The organism is uncultured Jatrophihabitans sp., from assembly GCF_964251945.1.
Lineage (GTDB): Bacteria > Actinomycetota > Actinomycetes > Mycobacteriales > Jatrophihabitantaceae > Jatrophihabitans.
Genome location: NZ_CAXULP010000006.1, coordinates 210403 through 230565 on the forward strand (window position 1 = coordinate 210403; position 20163 = coordinate 230565).

The window sequence follows — 20163 nt, forward strand, 5'->3', positions numbered from 1 at the left end:
GCTCGTCGTCCGGGAACCGATATCGCTCACAGGGCGCTCCTTGACCATGGGACTTGGCTGCCACTCACGCCGAGAGCCCATAGGTCGACGGCCGCGCGGGCCGACGTTGAGTCCACGTGCGCCAGAGGCGATGCCCACACCCTACCGGGGACCCTGAGCATGCACTGAACCGGGTCGCGCGCTCTCCGCATCCATGGCGCGTGCGACCCGACGCCGCGTGCGCTGAATTCGCCGCCGCCGCAGCGCGGGCACGGCCAGCGCCAGCACCGCGGACGCGGCGAGCACGACGAGCACGCTGACGACCAGCCAACCGCTGTCGCTGATCGAAACGCCCACGCCGCCGAAGGCCACGAGTCCCGACCAGAAGTACATCAGCAGCACCGCCCGCCGGTGGGTGTGGCCCATCTCGAGCAGCCGGTGGTGCAAGTGCCGCTTGTCCGGCGCGAACGGCGAGCGGCCGCGCGAGACCCGGCGCACGACGGCGAGGAGGAGGTCGATGAACGGCAATGCCAGCACAGCGACGAGCACCAGCTCGGGCAGGAAGATCGGCAGCGAGCTCAAACCGTCCCGGTAGACCTGCGGATCGGTCGAGGTCGTCGCCGTCGTGGACGCCGCGGACAGCAGCAGCCCGAGCACCATCGACCCCGAGTCGCCCATGAAGATCCGGGCCGGGAAGAAGTTGTGCGGCAGGAAACCGAGGCAGGCGCCGGCGAGCACCGCGGCGAGCAGCGTGGCCGGCGAGACGATGTCGGCGAAGCCGGCGCGGCCGAGGTGGTAGCTGTAGACGAAGAAGCCGCCCGCGGCGATCGCGGTGATGCCGGCGGCCAATCCGTCCAGCCCGTCGACGAAGTTCAGCGCGTTGATCGTCAGGACGGTGAACAGGATCGTCACCGGCACGCCGAGATCGCGACCGAGCACGAGCGTCGTGTCGCTCCACGGCACGCCGACCTCGGCGATCTGCACGCCGCCGAGGGTGACCATCAGGCCCGTCGCCAGCACCTGGCCGGCGAGCTTGGTGAGCGAATCGAGCTCGTAGCGGTCGTCGAGCACGCCGACCGCGCAGATAACCGCCGCGGCGATCACCACCCACATCATCACCACCGTCCCGCTCTGGAACGACTCGTGCAGCGTCGGCAGCCGGGATGCCACAAACAGCGCGAGCGCGAAGCCGCCGAACAGCGCGACGCCACCCATCCGCGGCGTTGCGACGGCGTGCACGTCACGGTTGCGCGGCTTGGCGACCGCCCGCCAGCGAATCGCCACCCTGCGGGCGAGCGGGGTCAGCAGGTAGGTGACGATCGCCGCGACGCAGGCGACGAGGAGGTATTCCAGGCTGGGGTGCTTCACCGGCCGGCGGCACTGTCGATGTCCGGCACGTTGTCCGGCACGATGTCCGGCACGAATTCGCGCAGCTGCGCGAGGCCCACGGCGCCGGCGCGCAACAGCACCGGCCGGGCCCCGCTGACGTCGACGATGGTCGACGCGACGCCGCCGGACGCGGGGCCGTCCTCGAGGTAGACGGCGACGTCGTCGCCGAGCTGCTCGCGCGCCTGCGCGGCCGTCTGAGCCGGCGCGACGGCGTGCCGATTCGCGCTCGACACCGCCATCGGGCCGGTCTGCTCGAGCAGCTCGATCGCGACCGGATGCAGCGGCATCCGCACCGCGACCGTGCCGCCGGCGTCGCCGAGATCCCAGGTGAGCGACGGCGCGTGCCGCACGACGAGGGTCAGCGCGCCCGGCCAGAACGCCTCGACGAGGGTCCGGGTGCGCTCGTCCACCATCGCCACCAGGCCGTCGATGGTCGACCAGGAGCCGACGAGAACCGGCACCGGGAAGTCCCGGCCGCGGCCCTTCGCCCGCAGCAGGTCGGCGACCGCGGACGCGTCGAAGGCGTCCGCGCCCAGGCCGTAGACCGTGTCGGTGGGCAGCACCACCAGCTCGCCGGCCGCGACGCTCACCGCGGCCGTCTCGATCGCGTCGGCCCGGACGTCGGGGTCGGCGCAGTCGAAGAACAGGGCCACGGCGGCCATCCTGCCGCACCGGCGCATGCGGACGGCAGCACCGGCTGCCGGGCGTCGCCACGCGCCGGCGCCTGGCGACGCCCAGCCGGCCGGCTCACCGGCTGCGTCACCGGTTGCCCACCGGCTGCCTCACCGGCGGAAGGCGACGGTGTATCGCGGGCGGCCGGCGAGGTCGCGGTGATCGGCGATGTCGCGCCATCGGCCGTCGGCGGCGAGCAGCGCCGGCACCGACTCGCCCTGTGTGTCGTCGTGCTCGAGCGCCAGCAGACCGCCCGGCCGCAGCAGAGTCGCGGCGCGCGAACCAACGCTCGGCATGAGGTCGAGCCCCTCCGCGCCGGCGAAGACCGCGTCCGCCGGATCGGCGCGCACCTCGGGATCTACGGCGGCTGCCGACCGGACGTACGGCGGGTTCGACACCACGGCGTCCACCTGGCCGGCGAGTCCGCTCAGCAGGTGTTCGTCCCGGACGTCGCCGACGACGATCTCGACGTTCGGCGCCGCGGCCGCGTTGCGCTCGAGCCAGCCAAGCGCAGCCGGCGAGCGCTCCACCAGCACGACCCGCGCGGCCGGGATCTCGTCGGCGATGGCGAGGCCGAGCGCGCCGGAACCGGCGCACAGGTCGACGGCAAGCCGGCCGGGTCGATCACCCAGGGCCGGCAGCACGGCGTCGACCAGGAGTTCGGTCTCCGGCCGCGGAACGAACACTCCCGGGCCGACCGCGAGCTCGAGATGGCGGAATGGCGCCCGTCCGACGATGTGCTGCAGCGGCTCGCGCGCGGCCCGTCGGTCGAGCACCTCGGCGAAGCGCGCGGCGTCGGCGGCCGAAACCCCGGGGGCGGTGAGCAGGCCGCCGCGCGATGTCCCCAGCACGTGGCCGAGCAGCAGCTCGGCGTCGACCCGCGGCGACCCGACGCCGGCGGCGGACAGCCGGCGGGCGGCGTCGGCGAGCAGCGTCTGGACGTCGGCCACGGTGTCAGTTGGTCGGGGTCGGCCGGTCAGCGCTGACGGCCGGTCAGCGCTGACGGCCGGCGAGCAGGGACTCGGTGTCGGCGTGTTGCAGCGCGGCGATGAGATCATCCAGGGCGCCGTCGAGCACCTGGTCGAGGTTGTAGGCCTTGAAGCCGATGCGGTGGTCGCTGATCCGGTTCTCGGGATAGTTGTAGGTGCGGATCCGCTCCGAGCGGTCGACGGTGCGCACCTGCGAGTGCCGGGCGTCGGCGGCGGCGGAGTCGGCTTGCTCCTGCGCGGCGGCGAGCAGCCGTGCGCGCAGCACGCGCATCCCCGCTTCGCGATTCTGCAGTTGGCTCTTCTCGTTCTGCATGCTCACGACAGTCCCGGTCGGCACGTGGGTGATGCGCACCGCGGAGTCGGTGGTGTTGACGCTCTGCCCGCCCGGCCCGGAGGAGCGGAAGACGTCGATGCGCAGGTCGTTGGGGTCGATCGCCACTTCGACGTCCTCGGCCTCGGGCAGCGCCAGCACACCTGCCGCGGAGGTGTGGATGCGGCCCTGCGACTCGGTGGCCGGGACGCGCTGCACCCGATGCACGCCGCCCTCGTACTTCAGCTGCGCCCACACCGCGTGGTCGGCCTTGCGCGAGCGCACGGCGATGGTGACCGACTTCTTGCCGCCCAGGTCGGTGGGCTCGTCGTCGAGGACGTCGATGACCCAGCCCTGCCGCTCGGCGTAGCGCAGGTACATCCGCAGCAGGTCGCTGGCGAACAGCGCGGACTCCTCGCCGCCCTCGCCCGCCTTGATCTCCAGGATGACGTCCTTGCCGTCGTCCGGGTCGCGGGGCAGCAGCAGGTGCCGCAGCCGGGTCTCCAGGTCGTCGATACGGGTCACGAGGGCGTCGGCCTCGGCGGCGAACGACGCGTCCTCAGGCGCCAGCTCGCGGGCCGTGCCGAGGTCGCCGCGGGCGGCGTCCAGCTCCGCGGCCACGGCGACGACCGGCGCGAGCTCGGCGAAGCGCCGGCCGAGCGTGCGGGCGCGGGCGGCGTCGCCGTGCACGGCCGGGTCGGAGAGCGCCTGCTCGACGTCGCGGTACTCCGCGATCAGCTCGGGCAAGCGGCCCGCGGTCGCGTTCACTGTTCCGCCTCTCCGCACTTCACTGTTGTCGTCGCCTTCCAGCTGAGTGGAGCGTTGTCGCTGCTGCCTTCGGCTTCCAGCGTGTCGTTAAGCGCGAACGGCGCCCGCCCCTGGAAACCGGGGTCGGGCGCCGTCAAGGCAGTTAGCTGTTGCGTACTCGCTTGCCGTAGCGCTTCTCGAACTTGTCGACGCGGCCGCCGACGTCCATGATCTTCTGCTTCCCCGTGTAGAACGGGTGGCAGGCCGAGCAGACGTCCGCGTGCAGATGACCGGTCTTCGATGTGCTGCGCGTGGTGAAGGTGTTGCCGCAGGAGCAGGTCACCTCGGTGACCTTGTACTCCGGATGGATGCCTTGCTTCATGTCCACAGATCCTTTTTCGTGGCCGCCGGGTCGCCTGCGTGCGGGCGTGAACCGGAGCCGGGTGGCTGTTCGGCGCGAGCGCGCCGACTGTCCAGTCTGCCAGCCGCGAGGCGGGCGAACCAAACAGGCAGCAGAACGTCGCCGGGGCCGCGGTTGTTCCGACCACGTCACTGCGGACAGCGGTCAGTGCTCGCCCGGGTTCGGCACGAGCACGCCGCGGGCCTCCTTCACCTGCAGCGGCGTCTGCGCGGTCGGACCCGCGATGGCGCCCGGAATGGTCTGCGTCGCGCCGCCGTCCACGCGGAACGTGGCCACCCAGCTCACCGTCGCCGACACCCGCACCGCGCCGGTGGCTGTGTAGACATGGCCGAAGTAGCCCGGGCAGGTGACAGTTCGGCAAGGGTGGCGCGCGCCGTCATAGGACTGCCCGGCGTCGTGGGTCGTGGCCGAGACGCCGTCGCCGAACCGCCAGTCCACATGATCGATCTTGATGCCGATCGTCACCCGCCGGCCCAAGATCGCCACCGCCGGCAACTCGCGGATTGCCGGGGTGTTCGCCCACATCACCGTCTGGATGTTCACCAAGGTCGCGGTGTGCGGAGCGACGCCCACCGACGCGGACGGGATCAACCGCACCGCCCGCGCCCGCACATCCGCCGCCGTCACCTGCGCTGGCGCCAACAAGGTGCAGGCCGATCCGGTAAGCGACCAACTGTTGTCGGCTACCTTCTCGACGCGGACAGCTGCGGAGGCAGCCGCCGAGCCCGCCGCCACGGCGCGACACTGGTTGACCCAGGTGGTGCACATTGCGGCATCTTCAACGGCGTTTGCATCGGATAGGGCGGACAATTGGGACTGCGCGTTGGGGCCACATCCAACGAGGGCTACCGAGCCGATTGGCACGGGATGGCTCGATCCCTTTCGGCCGTGGCCTGAGTCTTCGCCGGCAATTTGAACGGACCCCCGTGCATTACATCCTGTTATATAAAAGCTCGTTTCACACGGACCGGCGGTTGCTTCGCTGAAGGCGGGATAGAACGCAAAGCTGGCGAGCAGCAGAGCCACCGGCGCAACCAGGCGCCCAATCACCGAACCACGCCCTTCTGAACTACCAACCAACGCGACCCTGATCGAGCCAGCCAGAGCCGGAATGTAACCTCACGTGTCGCCGGGGACGAGCTCACGGTCTCGCCGGACGCATTGACCAAACGAGCCTTCGCCGCCGTAAAAGAGACGTCCACGGCTCGCGAAGCATTGAATTGACCTCCGGTAGGAGCCAGCTGCGCCGACCGCAGGCTTAGCCGACCACCCACGAAATGATCACCTGCCGCTCTCGGCTCGTCGAAGTTCCGCATCAACAATGCGCAGTCCGTGCAACTCGGGGCGAACCAGGCTCGGCTTAGAGTCGAACTCGTCGTCGCGTATCCCCAATCGAGCGTCTCAACCCAAAACTGGGCAAACGTTATTGCGCCTGCCGCCGAATCGCGTTTCCCGACACCCGGTAGCAGAGGGGGCTTTTCGCCGGGACGGACATTCGGGCCGGTGGTCGGCACTGCCGGACTCGTCGACACAGGCACCGTGGTCGACGCTGGCAAGAAGCTGCTGCTCGCGCTCGACTCGCTTGTCGCGCTCGACGGCGCGCTACTTCCAGAACCGCCCGTGCAGCCGGCAACCAGCAGCGCCACAAGCGCGCTGGCCCCCCGCCATCGACACCCCACCGCTGGATTTTGCCATGCATCGCCGCGCGCCGCCCATTTTTTCCACAGGCTCGGCGCAAACCCTGCCCGCACGACCGGCTGCGGCCCCCGCTCTTCGCTTCTCCTGGCTCGGTGCTGCTCGTTTTCCGGCCGAATCCGGACGTCACGGAACCAGGAGAAGAACCGTGCTCATCTCGGAGATGTTCGAGGTCGTCGCCGCATCGAGCACGCCGGGGCCGGCGCCACTCGAGCTAATGGCTCAGTCCTGGCCGGGCGTCGACTTCGCAATCTGCATCAGGAACTCGTAATTCGTGCGCGTCTTGCGCAACCGGTCCATGAGCAGTTCGATCGCCTGCTGCGGATCCAGTGAGTGCAGCACCCGGCGCAGCTTGATCGTCACGCCGAGCTCGTCCGGCGACAGCAGCAATTCGTCCTTACGGGTCGAGGACTGGTCGACGTCGACCGCGGGAAAGATCCGCTTGTCGGCGATCTTGCGGTCGAGCTTCAGCTCGGCGTTGCCGGTTCCCTTGAACTCCTCGAAGATCACCGAGTCGCCGGCCGAGCCGGTCTCCACCAGGGCGGTGGCGATGATCGTCAGCGAGCCGCCGTTCTCGATGTTCCGCGCGGCGCCGAGGAAACGCTTCGGCGGGTAGAGCGCGGTCGAGTCGACGCCGCCGGACAGGATGCGGCCGCTCGCCGGCGCCGCAAGGTTGTACGCGCGGCCGAGACGGGTGATCGAGTCGAGCAGCACGACGACGTCGTGGCCCATCTCGACGAGCCGCTTGGCCCGCTCGATGGACAGCTCGGCGACCATCGTGTGGTCCTGCGGGCGGCGGTCGAAGGTGGAGGCAATGACCTCGCCCTTGACCGAGCGCTGCATGTCGGTGACCTCTTCCGGCCGCTCGTCGACGAGCACGACCATGAGGTGGACCTCGGGGTTGTTCGTCGCGATGGCGTTGGCGATGGCCTGCAGGACGCTCGTCTTGCCGGCCTTCGGCGGCGAGGCGATGAGCGCGCGTTGGCCCTTGCCGATCGGCATCACCAGGTCGATGACGCGGGTGGTGAAGATGTGCGGCTCGGTCTCCAGCCGCAACCGCTCCTGCGGATACAGGGGCGTCAGCTTGGTGAACTCGATGCGGTTCTTGACCGAGTCGGGACCACCGCCGTTGACGCTGTCCAGCCGCACCAGGGGGTTGTACTTCTCGCGGCGCTCGCCGTCCTTCGGCTGGCGCACGACGCCGGTGATCGCGTCGCCGCGGCGCAGGCCGTGGCGGCGGACGAGGGAGTTGGCGACGTACACGTCGTCGGGGCTGGCGAAGAAGCCTTCGACCCGCACGAACCAGGCGTTCTTGTCCTCGATGCAGTCGACGACGCCGGCGACAGGCAGCAGGACGTCGTCGTCGGTGACGGTCGGCTCGTTCTCGTTGCCGCCGACCGGCCGGGGCTCGCTGCCGACCGGCCGCTCACGGTTGCGGCCACGACGGTCGCGATAGCGCCGGCCGCGGCGTCGGCCGCCCTCGAAGTCGTCGTCGTCGACGCTCGCCTGCCGGTTGGCCTGATTGCCAGCGTTCTGGCCGGTGCCGTTCTGGCCGTTCCCGTTGCCCTGGTTGGCATTGGCGGTGCCCTGACCGGCGATCTGACTGCCGTTGCCCTGGCCGTTGCTGGCGCTGCCTGGGCCGGCGCTCTGGCCGTTCACGGGCCCCTGGCCGGCCGCAGCACCGGCACGCTCGCTGCCCTGCTGCCGGAGGTCCTGATTGCGGTTGGCGTCCTCGTTGCGGTTGGCGTTCTGGTCGCGGTTGGCGTTCTGGTTGCGGTTGCGGGGGACGCGCTGCGGTCGCTCGGTCGCCGGGGTGTCGCCGCCGTGGCTGTCGCTCCCGAACTCGACGGTTGAGTTGGCGTCGGCGGCCCGGTTCGGAGCGCTCTCGACGGCCGGTGCGCCGCCGCCGAACTCGACCCGGCCGCGCTCGGACGCGCCGGACTGCGCAGGTGCTTCGGGCGCGGACTCCGCCGGAGCGGACGCCGCGGACTGAGCGGCCCGCGAGGCGGCCCCGGCGCCATTGCGACCGGCGCCGCTGCCGGCGGCGCGGGTCTGCTGGATCGCGGCGACGAGGTCGCTCTTCTTCATCTTGGCTGTGGTGATGCCGAGGCCTTTGGCCATCTGCTGCAGCTCCGGCAGCAGCATCGTGGTCAGCGAGCCCTTCCTTGCCGCGCCGCGCGTTGCGCCGGCGCGACCGGCAGACCCGTTCTCAGTCGGCGCGGAGTCCGAGGCGGACTTCTCGGCGTCGACAGGCAGGGTCTGCTCGTGGGTGTCGGTCACGTAGATCGGAACCTTTCGACAAGGTGGTCGGCGCACGGAAGTGCAGCACGACGGTCGTTCTCGGATCAGGCCCGAATGTTCGACCGATCCGCGTCCCGGCGACAGCCGAGAAGTCTGTGGTGTGTGTCAGCGTCTGCCGCAGAACCACGATTGGGATCAGGGTTCGAACGACGACGGGTCTGCATCGGGAAGTTCACCGACTCGTCCTGACGGTTACGAAGCGTAGACGCCGCAGCTGATGGCAGCAACACCCGGGCCTCACGGCGTGTTCCCCGACCTCGCGGGCGAGCCCTCAGTCGGCCCGGACCATCGCCCCGCCGACGTCGACCCCCGGCAGCAGTGCGAGCCACCCGGCAGGCGCTCGGGCGGCGGCAGTCTGCGCCTCCACGTCACCTCGAGCCAGCACGAGCACCGACGGGCCGGCGCCTGACACGACAGCGGGCAGCCCGTCCGTCCGCAGCTCGGCCACCAGCTTGGCGGTCGCCGGCATCGCGGGCGCCCGGTAGCCCTGGTGCAGGCGGTCCTCGGTGGCGTCCAGCAGCGCCTGCGGCGTGCCGGTCAGCGCTGCGACGAGCAGCGCGGCGCGACCGGCGTTGAGCGCCGCGTCCGCGTGCGGCACCAATTTCGGCAGCAGACCGCGGGCGTGCGCGGTGGACGCGGCGAACGGCGGCACCAGCAGCACCGGGACCACCGCCGGGTCCGGATCGCGGCGGACCGCCAGTGCGGCGCCGTCGTGCAGCCAGGCCACCGTCAGGCCGCCGAGCAGGCACGGCGCGACGTTGTCCGGATGCCCTTCGAGCTCGCTGGCCAAGCCGAGCAGGACGCCGTCCGGCAGACGATCCCGGCCGTCGACCACCAGCCCCCGGGCGAGCAGCAGGCCGGCCACGATCGCCGCCGCCGAGGAGCCGAGGCCGCGACCGTGCGGGATGCGGTTCAGGCAGCTCAGGTCCATGCCGTCCGGGTGGGCGCCCAATTCGTCGAACACCCGACGCATGGCGCGCACGACGAGGTGGCCCTCGTCGCGCAGGACCTCGTCGCTGCCCTCGCCGGCCACGTCGATCCGCAGGCCGTCAGGCGCGAGCCGAACCGTCAGCTCGTCGTGCAAACCGAGGGCGAGGCCGAGCGAGTCGAAGCCGGGCCCGAGATTGGCGCTGGTGGCCGGCACTCGCACCGCGACGACCCCGGAGACGAACGTGGCGGTCACCGCCGCGCTGCCGTCGCCTTGGTGCCTGCCGTGGTCGCGTTTTGGCCCCGAAAAGCGACCACCGCAGGCACCAAGGCAGGGGATGCGGGGGTCATGCCAGGCCGAGCGCGGTGGCGGCCGCGTGGCCGTCGACCGGCACGGTGATCGGCTTCGGCGCGCCGGAGATCGCCCACTCGGGATCCTTCAGGCCGTTGCCGGTGACCGTGCAGACGACCGTCGAGCCGGGTGCGAGCCGTCCGTCGGCCGCGCTCATCAGCAGCCCGGCGACGCTGGCCGCCGACGCCGGCTCCACGAACACCGCCTCGCGCCGCGCGATCAGCCGGTACGCCTCGAGGATCTGCTTGTCGGTGACGGCGTCGATCAGGCCGCCGGAGTCGTCCCGGGCGCGCTCGGCGAGGCGCCACGACGCCGGGTTGCCGATCCGGATGGCGGTGGCAATGGTGGTCGGCCGGGCGACCGGCGCGCCGCGCACGATCGGCGCGGAGCCCGCGGCCTGGAAACCGAACATCGCCGGCGTCGCCGGCACGACGCCGTCGCGGGCGTATTCCTGGTAGCCCATCCAATACGCGCTGATGTTGCCGGCGTTGCCGACCGGGATGCAGTGCACGTCCGGCGCGCGGCCGAGCACGTCGCAGATCTCGAACGCGGCGGTCTTCTGCCCCTCGAGCCGGTCTGGGTTGACGGAGTTGACGAGCGCGACCGGGTAGTCGACGGCGAGCTTCTGCGCGAGCTCGAGGCAGTCGTCGAAGTTGCCGTCGACCTGCAACAGCTTCGCGCCGTGCACGAGCGCCTGCGCGAGCTTGCCGAGCGCGATCTTGCCCTGCGGCACGAGCACCGCGCACTGCATACCCGCGCGTACGGCGTAGGCGGCGGCGCTGGCCGAGGTGTTGCCGGTGGACGCGCAGATCACCGCCTGCGCGCCGGCCTCGGCGGCCTTCGAGATCGCCATGGTCATGCCGCGGTCCTTGAACGACCCAGTCGGGTTGGCGCCCTCGACCTTCAGGAACACCTCACAGCCGGTGCGCTCGGACAGCACCGGCGCGGGCAGCAGCGGCGTGCCGCCCTCGAACAGCGTGATCACCGGCGTGGCGTCCGTGACCGGCAGACGTACGCGATAGGCCTCGATGACACCGGGCCAGCCGGCCAGCGCGCGCGCCGCGGTGTCGGCCACGTCAGTCACCCGCCATCCCCTCGACGCGCATCACGCTTGCGGCGCGGCGCACGAACGGCATCTGGGCGAGCTTCTGCACGGTGGCGTCGAGAGCGGCGTCCGGCGCGGCGTGCGTGACGAGCACGAGTGTGGCGGCGTCGCCGCGGCCCTCCTGCCGGACGGTCTGGATGCTGACGCCCTGTTCGGCGAACGCCTGCGCGGCGCCGGCGAGAACGCCTGGCTCGTCGTTGACGTCGAGCGCGACGTGATAGCGGGTGTCGACCTCGCCGATGGACTGCACCGGCAGGTGTGCATACGCGCTCTCCCCCGCGCCGCGGCTGCCGCTGACGCGGTTGCGGGCGACCGCGACGATGTCGCCTAGGACGGCGCTCGCGGTCGGCGCGCCGCCGGCGCCGCGGCCGTAGAACATCAGCGAGCCGGCGGCCGCCGCCTCGACGAACACCGCATTGTAGGCGTCGCCGACAGTCGCCAGCGGATGCGCGCGCGGGATCATCGCCGGGTGCGCGCGCACCGCGACCCGCTCGACGCCGTCGGCGCCGACGATGCGCTCGCAGATGGCGAGCAACTTGACGGTGCAGCCCATGGCCCGGGCGCTGGCGAGGTCGGCGGCGGTGACGTCGCCGATGCCCTCGCGGTGGACGTCGGACATCGTGACCCGGGTGTGGAAGGCCAGGCCGGCGAGGATCGCCGCCTTGGCCGCCGCGTCGTAGCCGTCGACGTCCGCGGTCGGATCCGCCTCGGCGTAGCCGAGCGCGGTGGCCTCGGCGAGCGCGTCGTCGAAGCCGGCGCCGGTGGCGTCCATCCGGGACAGGATGAAGTTCGTCGTGCCGTTGACGATGCCCATCACGCGGTTGATCCGGTCGCCGGCCAGCGACTCGCGCAGCGGCCGCAGCAGCGGGATGGCGCCGGCGACCGCGGCCTCGTAGTAGAGGTCGACGCCCGCGCGGCTCGCGGCTTCGTGCAGCGTCGCGCTGTCGTCGGCGAGCAGGGCCTTGTTCGCGCTGACGACGCTCTTGCCGGATTCCAGGGCGGCGAGCAGCAGTGTGCGGGCCGGCTCGATGCCGCCGATCACCTCGACGACGAGGTCGACGTCGTCGCGCGCGACCAGGGCTGCGGGGTCGTCGGTGAGCAGGTGCGCCGGCACCTCGGGATGCCGCGCGGGACGGCGGACGGCGACGCCGACCAGCTGCAGCGGCGCGCCGACCCGCGCGGCGAGGTCGGCGGCCTGTTCGTCGAGCAGCCGCACGACCTGCGAGCCGACGACGCCGCAGCCGAGCAGCGCGATCTTCACCGGGGCGCCGCCGGTCATCGCGCAACTCCCATGTCGAGCATCAGCAGGTCGTCCTCGGTCTCCCGGCGGACGAGCACCTCGGCCACCCCGTCGCGCACCGCGATCACCGGCGGCCGGGGCACGTGGTTGTAGTTGCTCGCCATGCTGCGGCAGTAGGCGCCGGTCGCCGCGACGGCGAGCAGGTCGCCGGGCCGGATGTCGGCCGGCAGCCACGCGTCGCGCACCACGATGTCGCCGCTCTCGCAGTGCTTTCCGACGACACGGGCGAGCGCAGGCTGCGCGGCGGACTCGCGGTTGGCGATCACGCAGGTGTATTCGGCGCCGTAGAGCGCGGTGCGGATGTTGTCGCTCATGCCGCCGTCGACCGAAACGTACTTTCGGGTATGTCCGCCGTCGAGGGTGACCTCTTTGACGGTGCCCACCTCGTAGACGGTGATCGCGCTCGGCCCGGCGATGGCGCGGCCGGGCTCGACGGACAGCTTCGGCGCCGGCAGCCCCACCGCCGCGCACTCGAGCTCCACGATGCCGCTGAGCCGCTCGATGGTCTGCTTGGGCGACTCGGGGTCGTCGCTCGGCACGTACGCGATCCCCAGCCCGCCGCCGAGATTGACTTCCTCGACGACGACGCCGTGCAGATCGCGGATCGTCGCGGCAAGCGTGATCACCCGGTGGGCGGCGACTTCGAAACCGGCGGTCTCGAAGATCTGCGAGCCGATGTGCGAGTGCAGCCCGCCCAGGCGCAGCGACGGCGCGGCGAGCACGGCGGCCACCGCCCGCTCGGCGGACCCGTCCCGCAGCGAGAAGCCGAACTTCTGGTCCTCGTGCGCGGTCGCGATGAACTCGTGGGTGTGCGCCTCGACGCCGACGGTCACCCGCACCAGCACCCGCTGCCGCGCGCCGGCGGCCGCGGCGATGCCGGCCAGCCGCTCGATCTCGGCGAAGGAGTCGACGATCACCGTGCCGACGCCGACGTCCACGGCCCGGCTGAGCTCGCGGACGGACTTGTTGTTGCCGTGCAGTTCGACGCGCTCGGCCGGAAAGCCCGCCGACATAGCGATCGCGAGCTCGCCGCCGGTGCACACGTCCAGGCCGACGCCCTCGTCGGCGAGCCAACGCGCGACCGCGGTGCACAGGAAGGCCTTGCCGGCGTAATAGACGCCGACGCCCGGAGCGGCAGCCTGGTAGGCCCGAGCTCGCGAGCGCATGTCCTCCTCGTCCAGGAAGATCGCCGGCGTCGCGTGCTCGTCGACGAGCGCGGTGATCGGCGCGCCGGCGAGATGCAACACGCCGTCCACCCGCTGCGCGGACGCCGGCCAGACGGGGGGGTCCAAGCCGTTGACGTCGCGTGGCGCGGCGGACGGCGCGGCGTCGGGCAGCACGTCGGCGTGCCGGGGGCCGGCCGGATGGGCGTTTCTCGACACGGCGCTACATCCGCTCCGGCGCGCTGACGCCGAGCAGGCGAAGACCGTTCTCGAGCACCACCCGGGTCGCCTCGCACAGCCACAGCCGGGCATCGGTGGTGGGTGTCGCCGGCTCGTCGCCCATCGGCAAGACCCGGCAGGCGTCGTAGAAGCGGTGGTAGGTGCCGGCCAGCGACTCGAGATAGTGGGCGACGCGGTGCGGCGCGCGCAGGTCGGCTGCGGCGGCGACCACCCGCGGGAAGTCGGCCAGCGCGGCCAGCAGGTCGACCTCGCGCGGGTGCTCGAGCAGCGTGAGGTCGGCGCCGGCGGTGCGGGCGATGCCGAGGTCCGCGGCGTTGCGCTGCAACGAGGCGAGCCGGGCGTGCGCGTATTGCACGTAGTAGACGGGGTTGTCACTCGTGCGCTTGGCCCACGCGTCGAGGTCGAGGTCGATCGTCTGCTCGACGGAGAAGCGGACCAGCGCGTAACGCGCGGCGTCTGCGCCGATTGCGTCGACCAGGTCGGCGAGCACCACGACGTTGCCCGCCCGCTTGCTCATCCGGACCGGCTCGCCGTCCTTCACCAGGTTGACCATTTGGCCGATGAGGATCTCGAGCGTCTGGTCCGGGTCGTCGCCGAAGCAGCAGGCCATCGCCCGCAGCCGGCCGAGGTAGCCGTGGTGGTCGGCGCCCAGCATGAGCACGACACGGTCGAAGCCGCGCTTGCGCTTGTTCAGGTAGTACGCGCAGTCGGCGGCGAAGTACGTCCACTCGCCGCTGGTGCGCACCAACGGGCGGTCGCGGTCGTCCCCGAAAGCCGTGGTGCGCAGCCAGACCGCGCCGTCGGCTTCGAAGACGTGCCCGCCGGCGCGCAGCCGCGCCAACGCGATGTCGAGCGCGCCGCTGGCATGCAGGTCGCGCTCGTTGAAGTAGACGTCGAAGACGACGCCGAACCCCGCGAGCGAGGACCGGATCTCGGCGAACATCAGCTCGACGCCGTCGCGGTGGAAGACGGCCAGCTGCTCGTCGGGCGTCAGGTCGAGGACGTGCGGGTGCGCCGACACGACCTGCTTGGCGATGTCGTCGATGTACGCGCCGTTGTAGCCGTCGTCGGGCACCGGCCGGCCGTTCGCGACCTCGCGCAGCGTGCGCGCGAACCGCTCGATCTGGCTGCCCGCGTCGTTGAAGTAGTACTCGCGGGTGACCGCCGCGCCGCCGGATTCGAGCAGCCGGGCGAGCGCGTCGCCGACGGCGGCCCAACGCACCGCGCCGATGTGCACCGGGCCGGTGGGGTTGGCGGAGACGAACTCGAGGTTCAGGTTCTGGCCGGCGAGCGCGTCGCCGCGGCCGTAGGCGGCGCCGGCCTCGACCACGTCGCGGGCCAGCGCGCCGAGCGAGCCGGCGGCGAGCACGATGTTGAGAAAGCCCGGGCCGGCGACGTCCACCCGGTCGATGGCGTCGTTCGCCTGCAGCCGCGCGGCGATCGCTGCTGCGACCTGCCGCGCCGGCCGGTCCGCAGGTTTCGCCAGGCGCAGCGCGACGTTGGTCGCGTAGTCGCCGTGCTCGGGGTTCTTGGGCCGTTCGACCACCACCTCGCCCGGCGCGTCGCCGGCGAAATCGCCGGCCGCGATCGCCTCCACGACGGCGGCGCGCACCACCGTGGCGAGGTCCGCTGGAGTCACCGGTCAATCGTAGTGGGCTCACAGTGGCGCGTTTTCCTCAGCAGATCGGGCGCCCGGGCGGCCCGCACAGACCGTTCCTAAGCCGCGGCGACCTACACTTGGCGGTTGAACCGCGTTCGCTCTCGCGTCCACGACTCAAGGGTCGACGACTCAAGGATTAGGCAGGTCTATGGCCCAGCGCAGAACCGGCCCCGGGCAGAAGACGGGGTCCGGCAACCCGGCTGGCGGCGCGGCTGCGGCCAACGGCGCCAACGAGGCCGCTGACGACGCCGCGGGCGGCGCTGGCGCCGCGCGCAAAATCCCAACTGGCTCGACGAGCAAGCGGCCGGCGGGCGCCACGGCGGTCAAAGCCGGCGGCGCGAAGACAGCGAGCGGCAGGGGGCCGAGCGGACCCAAGGGCCCCGGTGGCCCCGGTGGCCGCGGACCGAACGGACCCGGCGGCCGCGGTTCCGGCGGCGCCGGCGGCCGGCAGCCTCCGCGTAAGCCAGGCAAGTCGATCGTCAACCAGAAGCAGACGCCGTGGGGGCTGGTCGCCGCGACCGTCGCCGTGGTGCTATTCGCGGCGGCGATCGTGGTCGTCGTCATTGCGACTCATAAGTCCGGCGGCGACGGCTCCGCCACGACCGCCACGAAGGGTGGCCAGTCCGTAGACGCCAACGACCCGTACCGGCAGCCGGAGCTTCCCGCCGCCAAGGCGATCAAGGGCGTCACCTATCGGGTTGAGGGAAATCACACGCACGTCGACGGCCACATCAAGTACGACTCCAGCCCGCCCGTCGGCGGCAATCACAGCCAGTACTGGGCCGACTGCACCGGCACGGTGTACCCGAAGGCGATCGCGAACGAGAACGCCGTGCACATGCTCGAGCACGGTGCCGTTTGGGTGACCTACAACGCTAAGACGCTGTCTGCCGCCGGCGTTGCCAAGTTGAAGACCTACGTGTCCGGCCAAGACCGGATGGCGATGTCGCCGTACCCGAACCTCAAGACGCCGATCTCACTGCAGTCATGGGGTTACCAGCTGTTCGTCGACAGCGCGTCCGACCCGCGGATCCCGCAATTCATCTCGACGCTGCGCTACAACTCCAAGACCACGCCGGAGCCGTCGGCGACGTGCTCGCAGCCAACGTTCAAGACCCATCCGAGCACGTACGGCAATCCGCTGTGGCAGCCGTCCGACGGCGCCTCCGGCAACACGTCCGGCCAGTGAGCCGGCGATGACCGCGACGCTGGACGCGCCGAAGGCCGCGGTGGCGCCGTCCCCGCCAGGGCGGCTGCGCGTGATGTTGCTGGCGGTCATTGCGGTCGCTGTGCTCGTGATCGCCGCCGGGGTGGGCTGGCTCGTCCGTGGGGACGGCGGTGCAGGCAGCAACGCGATGCCGACGGCGTCGTCCGTCGACGCCGGGTTCGCTCGGGACATGGCCACCCACCACACGCAGGCCGTCACGATGGCCGGCTACGAGCGGGACAACACGACCAATCCCGCCTTGAAGAACCTCGCCTTCGACATCGAGACGTCGCAGGAATCGCAGGTCGGCGAGTTCCAGGGCTGGCTGGACACGTGGGGGCTGAGCCGCAACTCGCCGGACCCGATGTCGTGGATGGGCTCGTCGCATATGGCGATGGGATCCGACGGGCTGATGCCGGGCATGGCCACCCCGGCGCAGATGTCGAAGCTGGAGACGCTGCACGGCAAGGCGCTCGACGTCTTCTTCTTGCAGCTGATGATCCGTCATCACCAGGGCGGCATTCCGATGGCGCAGTACGCCGAAGAGCACGCGAGCGAGCCCTATGTGCGGACGGTGGCCGGGCACATCGTCGCCGGGCAGAGCGCGGAGATCATCGAGATGGAGCAGCTGCTGCGTCAGCTCGGCAGCTCGCCCCTGTCGCCGCCCAGTTAGTCGAAGGGGCGCGCGTCGGCCGTCACCACCCCGCCGACGATCACCTCTTCCGATCCCAGGGACGCTGCGCCGCCGCTCAGGCGTCCCTCGCGCCGGAATACGTGATCGTCCCTGGTCGCTGCCTCTCCGGACCGCCGGCGAGGCTGACGACCTGTGCCGCGCTGCTAGGCTGATTTAGGTTTTGCCCCCGTAGCTCAGGGGATAGAGCACCGCCCTCCGGAGGCGGTGGCGCAGGTTCGAATCCTGCCGGGGGCACCACGCTGCAGGCCGGTTTCCGGGACCTGTAGCTGTCTGACATCAAGTTCCATGATCACGATTCAGCGCTTGGGTACACATCGGGTACACATCAGGTCCAAGCTTGCGCGCTTGTTTTGTAGATCTGGCGACCGGATCAGTCCTTGTTCGATTTGCAGCGGCGGCTCGAGGGATTCCCCATTGGCGACCGCTTCGATTGCGCAGACTGCATGCGATCGCGTATCTCTCGCGTCGAGACGCGCCCGCGAACGCCGAGTACGTGCGGTCGAGAGTTCGCCGTCTCGTAACTGGAGCCGACAACTGCGCGGGCACCGGACCTCGGTCCGACTCACGCCAGACGCCGGAAGAGATGCAGTACACGGACGCTCGCCGACGGCCAGACTATCGCTGGGATCCGCGGGGCCAGTCCGAACGCTGTCTTGCCATCTGTTCTCCTGCCAATTGGGCAGATCCGCAACAGCGAGCCTAGGCGTACCGGTATTGCTAATGGTACACCGTGGTACGAGCCGCAGGCCGTGTCAGACCTGCCCGCTACGCTGCCGTCCACTAGCGAATGGGGTTATGTTATGCGGTTTGAGCGACTCAAAATTAACAATTTCCGAGCGATACGTGAATTCGCTGTTACGGATCTGAAAGATTTGGTCGTAATAGCTGGACCGAACGGCTGCGGCAAATCTTGCATCCTTGACGCCATACGCCTGCTTAAAAGCGCCTATGGCGGGTATCAAAGCAATGAATGGCAGATGTGGTTTGGCGAATTCCAGCTCAATCTTGGTGACCGGGCGACTCTGAAGGGTCTGTTCCGCGATGTCAGTAAACCCGTCAGGATTGAAGCCGACCTGTCGTTAGCGCCGACGGAAATTCGGTACCTAACCGAACACGCTGAAGAGTTGTGCGAATCAGTAATCTGGTTCGAACAGACCCGCGTCGGACCCGAAGCCCTTGGATACTCAAACCTCGCGTACGCCGTTCAATTTCCGCATCTAGTTGCGGACATAAAGCAACGAGCCGTCGTAGCTGCAGTAGCCTTTCGCGAGGAGGCGGCGAAACCCGTTCATTCGCTGCATTTAGAGATCGCCCCTGGAGGGGAGTTCTCTTCGTCTTTTTCCCTCCTGGCCAAGGTCCTATTCACAACCTATGATCCCGATAACCTTGGCATAATCGACTTTCACAGCGCGTCCCGTACTTATGCAAGAGAGAACGTAGCAGCCGTAAATCTTGATCTGAAGTCAATTGAGACAACCAGGCGCGCATCGACGCTTTACAACTGGCAGTCCAAGTATTCAAGCGTGAAATCCGAGCTCTTGGCGATGTACTTTCGTACCATGGTCGCCAAGCAAGCCGGCCAGGACAGCGACGCGTTCGAGCGATTCGACGCTATCCTCAAGGAGCTTTTTCGGATCTTTTTTCCGGACAAGACTTATCTAGGTGCTCGCGCGAATGCCGATGGAGCAGTGACATTCCCCGTCCTCCTTTCAAGCGGGGAGGAACACGATATTAACGATTTGAGCTCTGGCGAGAAAGAGGTGCTGTATGGATACCTCCGGCTCAGGAGTTCTACACCTGCTAATTCGACAATCTTGCTTGATGAGCCTGAACTTCACCTCAATCCTGCGCTGCTCCAGGGTTTTCCAGACTTCTACTACCGGCACCTGGCCAAAGCTGACAACCACCAGGTTTGGCTCGTGACCCACTCCGATGTGTTGCTGCGAAAATCCGTCGGAAATCCCAACTTCACCGTTCTTCACATGGTAAGCGGATCTATGTCCCCGTCTGGCACTAACCAGGCGGTGCTTATTGGGCAGGACGAGTTGCAATCCGCTGTCCTTGACTTAGTTGGCGATCTTGCCGCCTACAGACCTACAGGGAAGTTGATTATCTTTGAAGGTGGCGGCACCTCTGAATTTGACGTTGAGATGGTGAACACTCTTTTCCCTCTTATAGGGCAGAACAACAATCTAGTCAGCGGTGGCCATAAATTGCGCGTCGCATCGCTGTATGAGGCGTTACAAAGAGCAGCTGAAAACAGCGGGCTTGCCGATAAGGTCTACGCGATTACGGACCGGGACAGCGACGTCACCAGCTCTGGCCGAAGCGAAGATAGCGAAGTATTTTCGTGGGACGTTTACCACATCGAGAACTATCTATTAGAGCCCAAATACCTGCTCGGAGCTTACAAATCTCTTACTCACGGTCAGGAGCTGAATGATGAAGCGGATGCGGAAGCGGCTACTGCCGAGCTTGCCAAGGCGGAAGTCGACCGTCTAGTCCTTGTTCAGCTACAGAACGAGGTGAATGCTGCATTCACGGGCGCGCTGGCCGCGAGGGCGGCGCCCGACAGTAAGGCGCCCGCAGCGGATTTGTTGCCATCTATCGAAGCAAGCCTGGACCGCGTCGATTCATTCCGCGAGACGTGGGGAACGCTGCAGTACCTGGACCAAAGGGAAGCGCAGATTCGGGCTGATTTATCGGCCATGTTCGAGCCTGGTGGTGAGTGGCAGCGGCACTTCCCGGGTCGAACGGTGCTCAAGGCGTTCGCAAATAGATTCTTGAAAGGTGTAGCTTCGTACGAAGGCCTCGTCAATATTGTGCTAAGTCAAATGGTGGGCGACGCGTTCAAGCCGACGGGAATGGTAAGTATCCTAGAACAGATCGTCCCAGCCTCGCAGATTGCTACAAACGAGATTGAGTAGCGATGCGGAGGCTCAACTATAGTTCACTCGGGAGTGCTGCGGCCGAGTTCTCGAATGGCCCTCTGCATCTCGGTTGCCAATTCAC

General features: G+C 69.1%; 16 protein-coding genes and 1 tRNA gene. 4 read left to right on the forward strand and 13 right to left on the reverse strand.

Translation table 11 applies throughout. From position 1 onward, the window contains the following. Window positions 1-141: 141 nt before the first annotated feature. The 13 genes from ACFFBG_RS13830 to argS form a co-directional block, all read right to left on the reverse strand. Window positions 142-1347 carry a glycosyltransferase family 4 protein gene (locus tag ACFFBG_RS13830; RefSeq protein ID WP_375479630.1) on the reverse strand — a complete coding sequence of 402 codons (1206 nt, stop codon included), beginning with the start codon at window positions 1345-1347 and terminating at the stop codon, window positions 142-144. Next, window positions 1344-2021: an L-threonylcarbamoyladenylate synthase gene (locus tag ACFFBG_RS13835; protein ID WP_375479720.1), complete on the reverse strand. Its 678-nt coding sequence runs from the start codon at window positions 2019-2021 to the stop codon at window positions 1344-1346. Before ACFFBG_RS13835 ends, ACFFBG_RS13830 begins: the two co-directional genes overlap by 4 nt. Window positions 2022-2150: 129 nt before the next feature. Then, on the reverse strand, window positions 2151-3098 hold the full coding sequence (gene prmC / locus ACFFBG_RS13840; protein ID WP_375479632.1) for a peptide chain release factor N(5)-glutamine methyltransferase: 948 nt from the start codon (window positions 3096-3098) through the stop codon (window positions 2151-2153). After that, window positions 3034-4107 (reverse strand): peptide chain release factor 1, encoded by a 1074-nt coding sequence (gene prfA, locus ACFFBG_RS13845; protein ID WP_375479634.1) that lies wholly within the window; start codon window positions 4105-4107, stop codon window positions 3034-3036. The genes prmC and prfA overlap by 65 nt, the downstream gene beginning before the upstream one ends. Window positions 4108-4249: 142 nt before the next feature. Beyond that, the gene (gene rpmE, locus ACFFBG_RS13850) at window positions 4250-4468 is read right to left on the reverse strand and encodes a 50S ribosomal protein L31 (RefSeq protein WP_375479636.1); all 219 of its coding nucleotides are present in this window, start codon (window positions 4466-4468) and stop codon (window positions 4250-4252) included. A 183-nt stretch (window positions 4469-4651) separates the two neighbouring features. Then, complete coding sequence (locus ACFFBG_RS13855; protein WP_375479638.1) at window positions 4652-5275, reverse strand: hypothetical protein; 624 nt, start codon at window positions 5273-5275, stop codon at window positions 4652-4654. Window positions 5276-5553: 278 nt separating this feature from the next. Further along, window positions 5554-6258 (reverse strand): DUF6318 family protein, encoded by a 705-nt coding sequence (locus tag ACFFBG_RS13860; protein ID WP_375479640.1) that lies wholly within the window; start codon window positions 6256-6258, stop codon window positions 5554-5556. A gap of 166 nt (window positions 6259-6424) precedes the next feature. Continuing rightward, window positions 6425-8482 (reverse strand): transcription termination factor Rho, encoded by a 2058-nt coding sequence (gene rho / locus ACFFBG_RS13865; protein ID WP_375479642.1) that lies wholly within the window; start codon window positions 8480-8482, stop codon window positions 6425-6427. A gap of 292 nt (window positions 8483-8774) precedes the next feature. Next, a complete protein-coding gene (thrB, locus tag ACFFBG_RS13870; protein ID WP_375479644.1) occupies window positions 8775-9686 on the reverse strand; it encodes a homoserine kinase in 912 nt (303 codons plus the stop codon). A 91-nt stretch (window positions 9687-9777) separates the two neighbouring features. Next, window positions 9778-10866, reverse strand: coding sequence for a threonine synthase (gene thrC / locus ACFFBG_RS13875; protein ID WP_375479646.1), 1089 nt, complete (start codon window positions 10864-10866; stop codon window positions 9778-9780). After that, entirely contained in the window at window positions 10859-12166 is a 1308-nt protein-coding gene (locus tag ACFFBG_RS13880) for a homoserine dehydrogenase (RefSeq protein WP_375479648.1), read from the reverse strand. The genes thrC and ACFFBG_RS13880 overlap by 8 nt, the downstream gene beginning before the upstream one ends. Beyond that, entirely contained in the window at window positions 12163-13569 is a 1407-nt protein-coding gene (gene lysA, locus ACFFBG_RS13885; protein ID WP_375479650.1) for a diaminopimelate decarboxylase, read from the reverse strand. The genes ACFFBG_RS13880 and lysA overlap by 4 nt, the downstream gene beginning before the upstream one ends. 4 nt (window positions 13570-13573) lie before the next feature. Then, a complete protein-coding gene (gene argS, locus ACFFBG_RS13890; RefSeq protein ID WP_375479652.1) occupies window positions 13574-15229 on the reverse strand; it encodes an arginine--tRNA ligase in 1656 nt (551 codons plus the stop codon). Between the two features lie 169 nt (window positions 15230-15398). Between argS and ACFFBG_RS13895 the strand changes: the two genes are divergently transcribed. From ACFFBG_RS13895 to ACFFBG_RS13910, 4 genes are all read left to right on the forward strand, one after another. Further along, window positions 15399-16439 (forward strand): DUF3105 domain-containing protein, encoded by a 1041-nt coding sequence (locus ACFFBG_RS13895; protein WP_375479654.1) that lies wholly within the window; start codon window positions 15399-15401, stop codon window positions 16437-16439. Window positions 16440-16446: 7 nt separating this feature from the next. Then, complete coding sequence (locus tag ACFFBG_RS13900) at window positions 16447-17130, forward strand: DUF305 domain-containing protein (protein WP_375479656.1); 684 nt, start codon at window positions 16447-16449, stop codon at window positions 17128-17130. 183 nt (window positions 17131-17313) lie between these two features. Then, window positions 17314-17388, forward strand: a tRNA-Arg gene (locus ACFFBG_RS13905). A 512-nt stretch (window positions 17389-17900) separates the two neighbouring features. Continuing rightward, entirely contained in the window at window positions 17901-20078 is a 2178-nt protein-coding gene (locus ACFFBG_RS13910) for an AAA family ATPase (protein WP_375479658.1), read from the forward strand. Window positions 20079-20163: the final 85 nt, after the last annotated feature.

Excerpts from the sequence above, each read along its gene's own strand:
- ACFFBG_RS13900 (WP_375479656.1), top strand. The coding sequence starts at position 16,447 with ATGACCGCGACGCTGGACGCGCCGAAGGCCGCGGTGGCGCCGTCCCCG.
- rpmE (WP_375479636.1), bottom strand. The coding sequence starts at position 4,468 with ATGAAGCAAGGCATCCATCCGGAGTACAAGGTCACCGAGGTGACCTGC.
- ACFFBG_RS13880 (WP_375479648.1), bottom strand. The coding sequence starts at position 12,166 with ATGACCGGCGGCGCCCCGGTGAAGATCGCGCTGCTCGGCTGCGGCGTC.
- prmC (WP_375479632.1), bottom strand. The coding sequence starts at position 3,098 with ATGATCTCATCGCCGCGCTGCAACACGCCGACACCGAGTCCCTGCTCG.
- ACFFBG_RS13895 (WP_375479654.1), top strand. The coding sequence starts at position 15,399 with ATGGCCCAGCGCAGAACCGGCCCCGGGCAGAAGACGGGGTCCGGCAAC.
- ACFFBG_RS13855 (WP_375479638.1), bottom strand. The coding sequence starts at position 5,275 with ATGTGCACCACCTGGGTCAACCAGTGTCGCGCCGTGGCGGCGGGCTCG.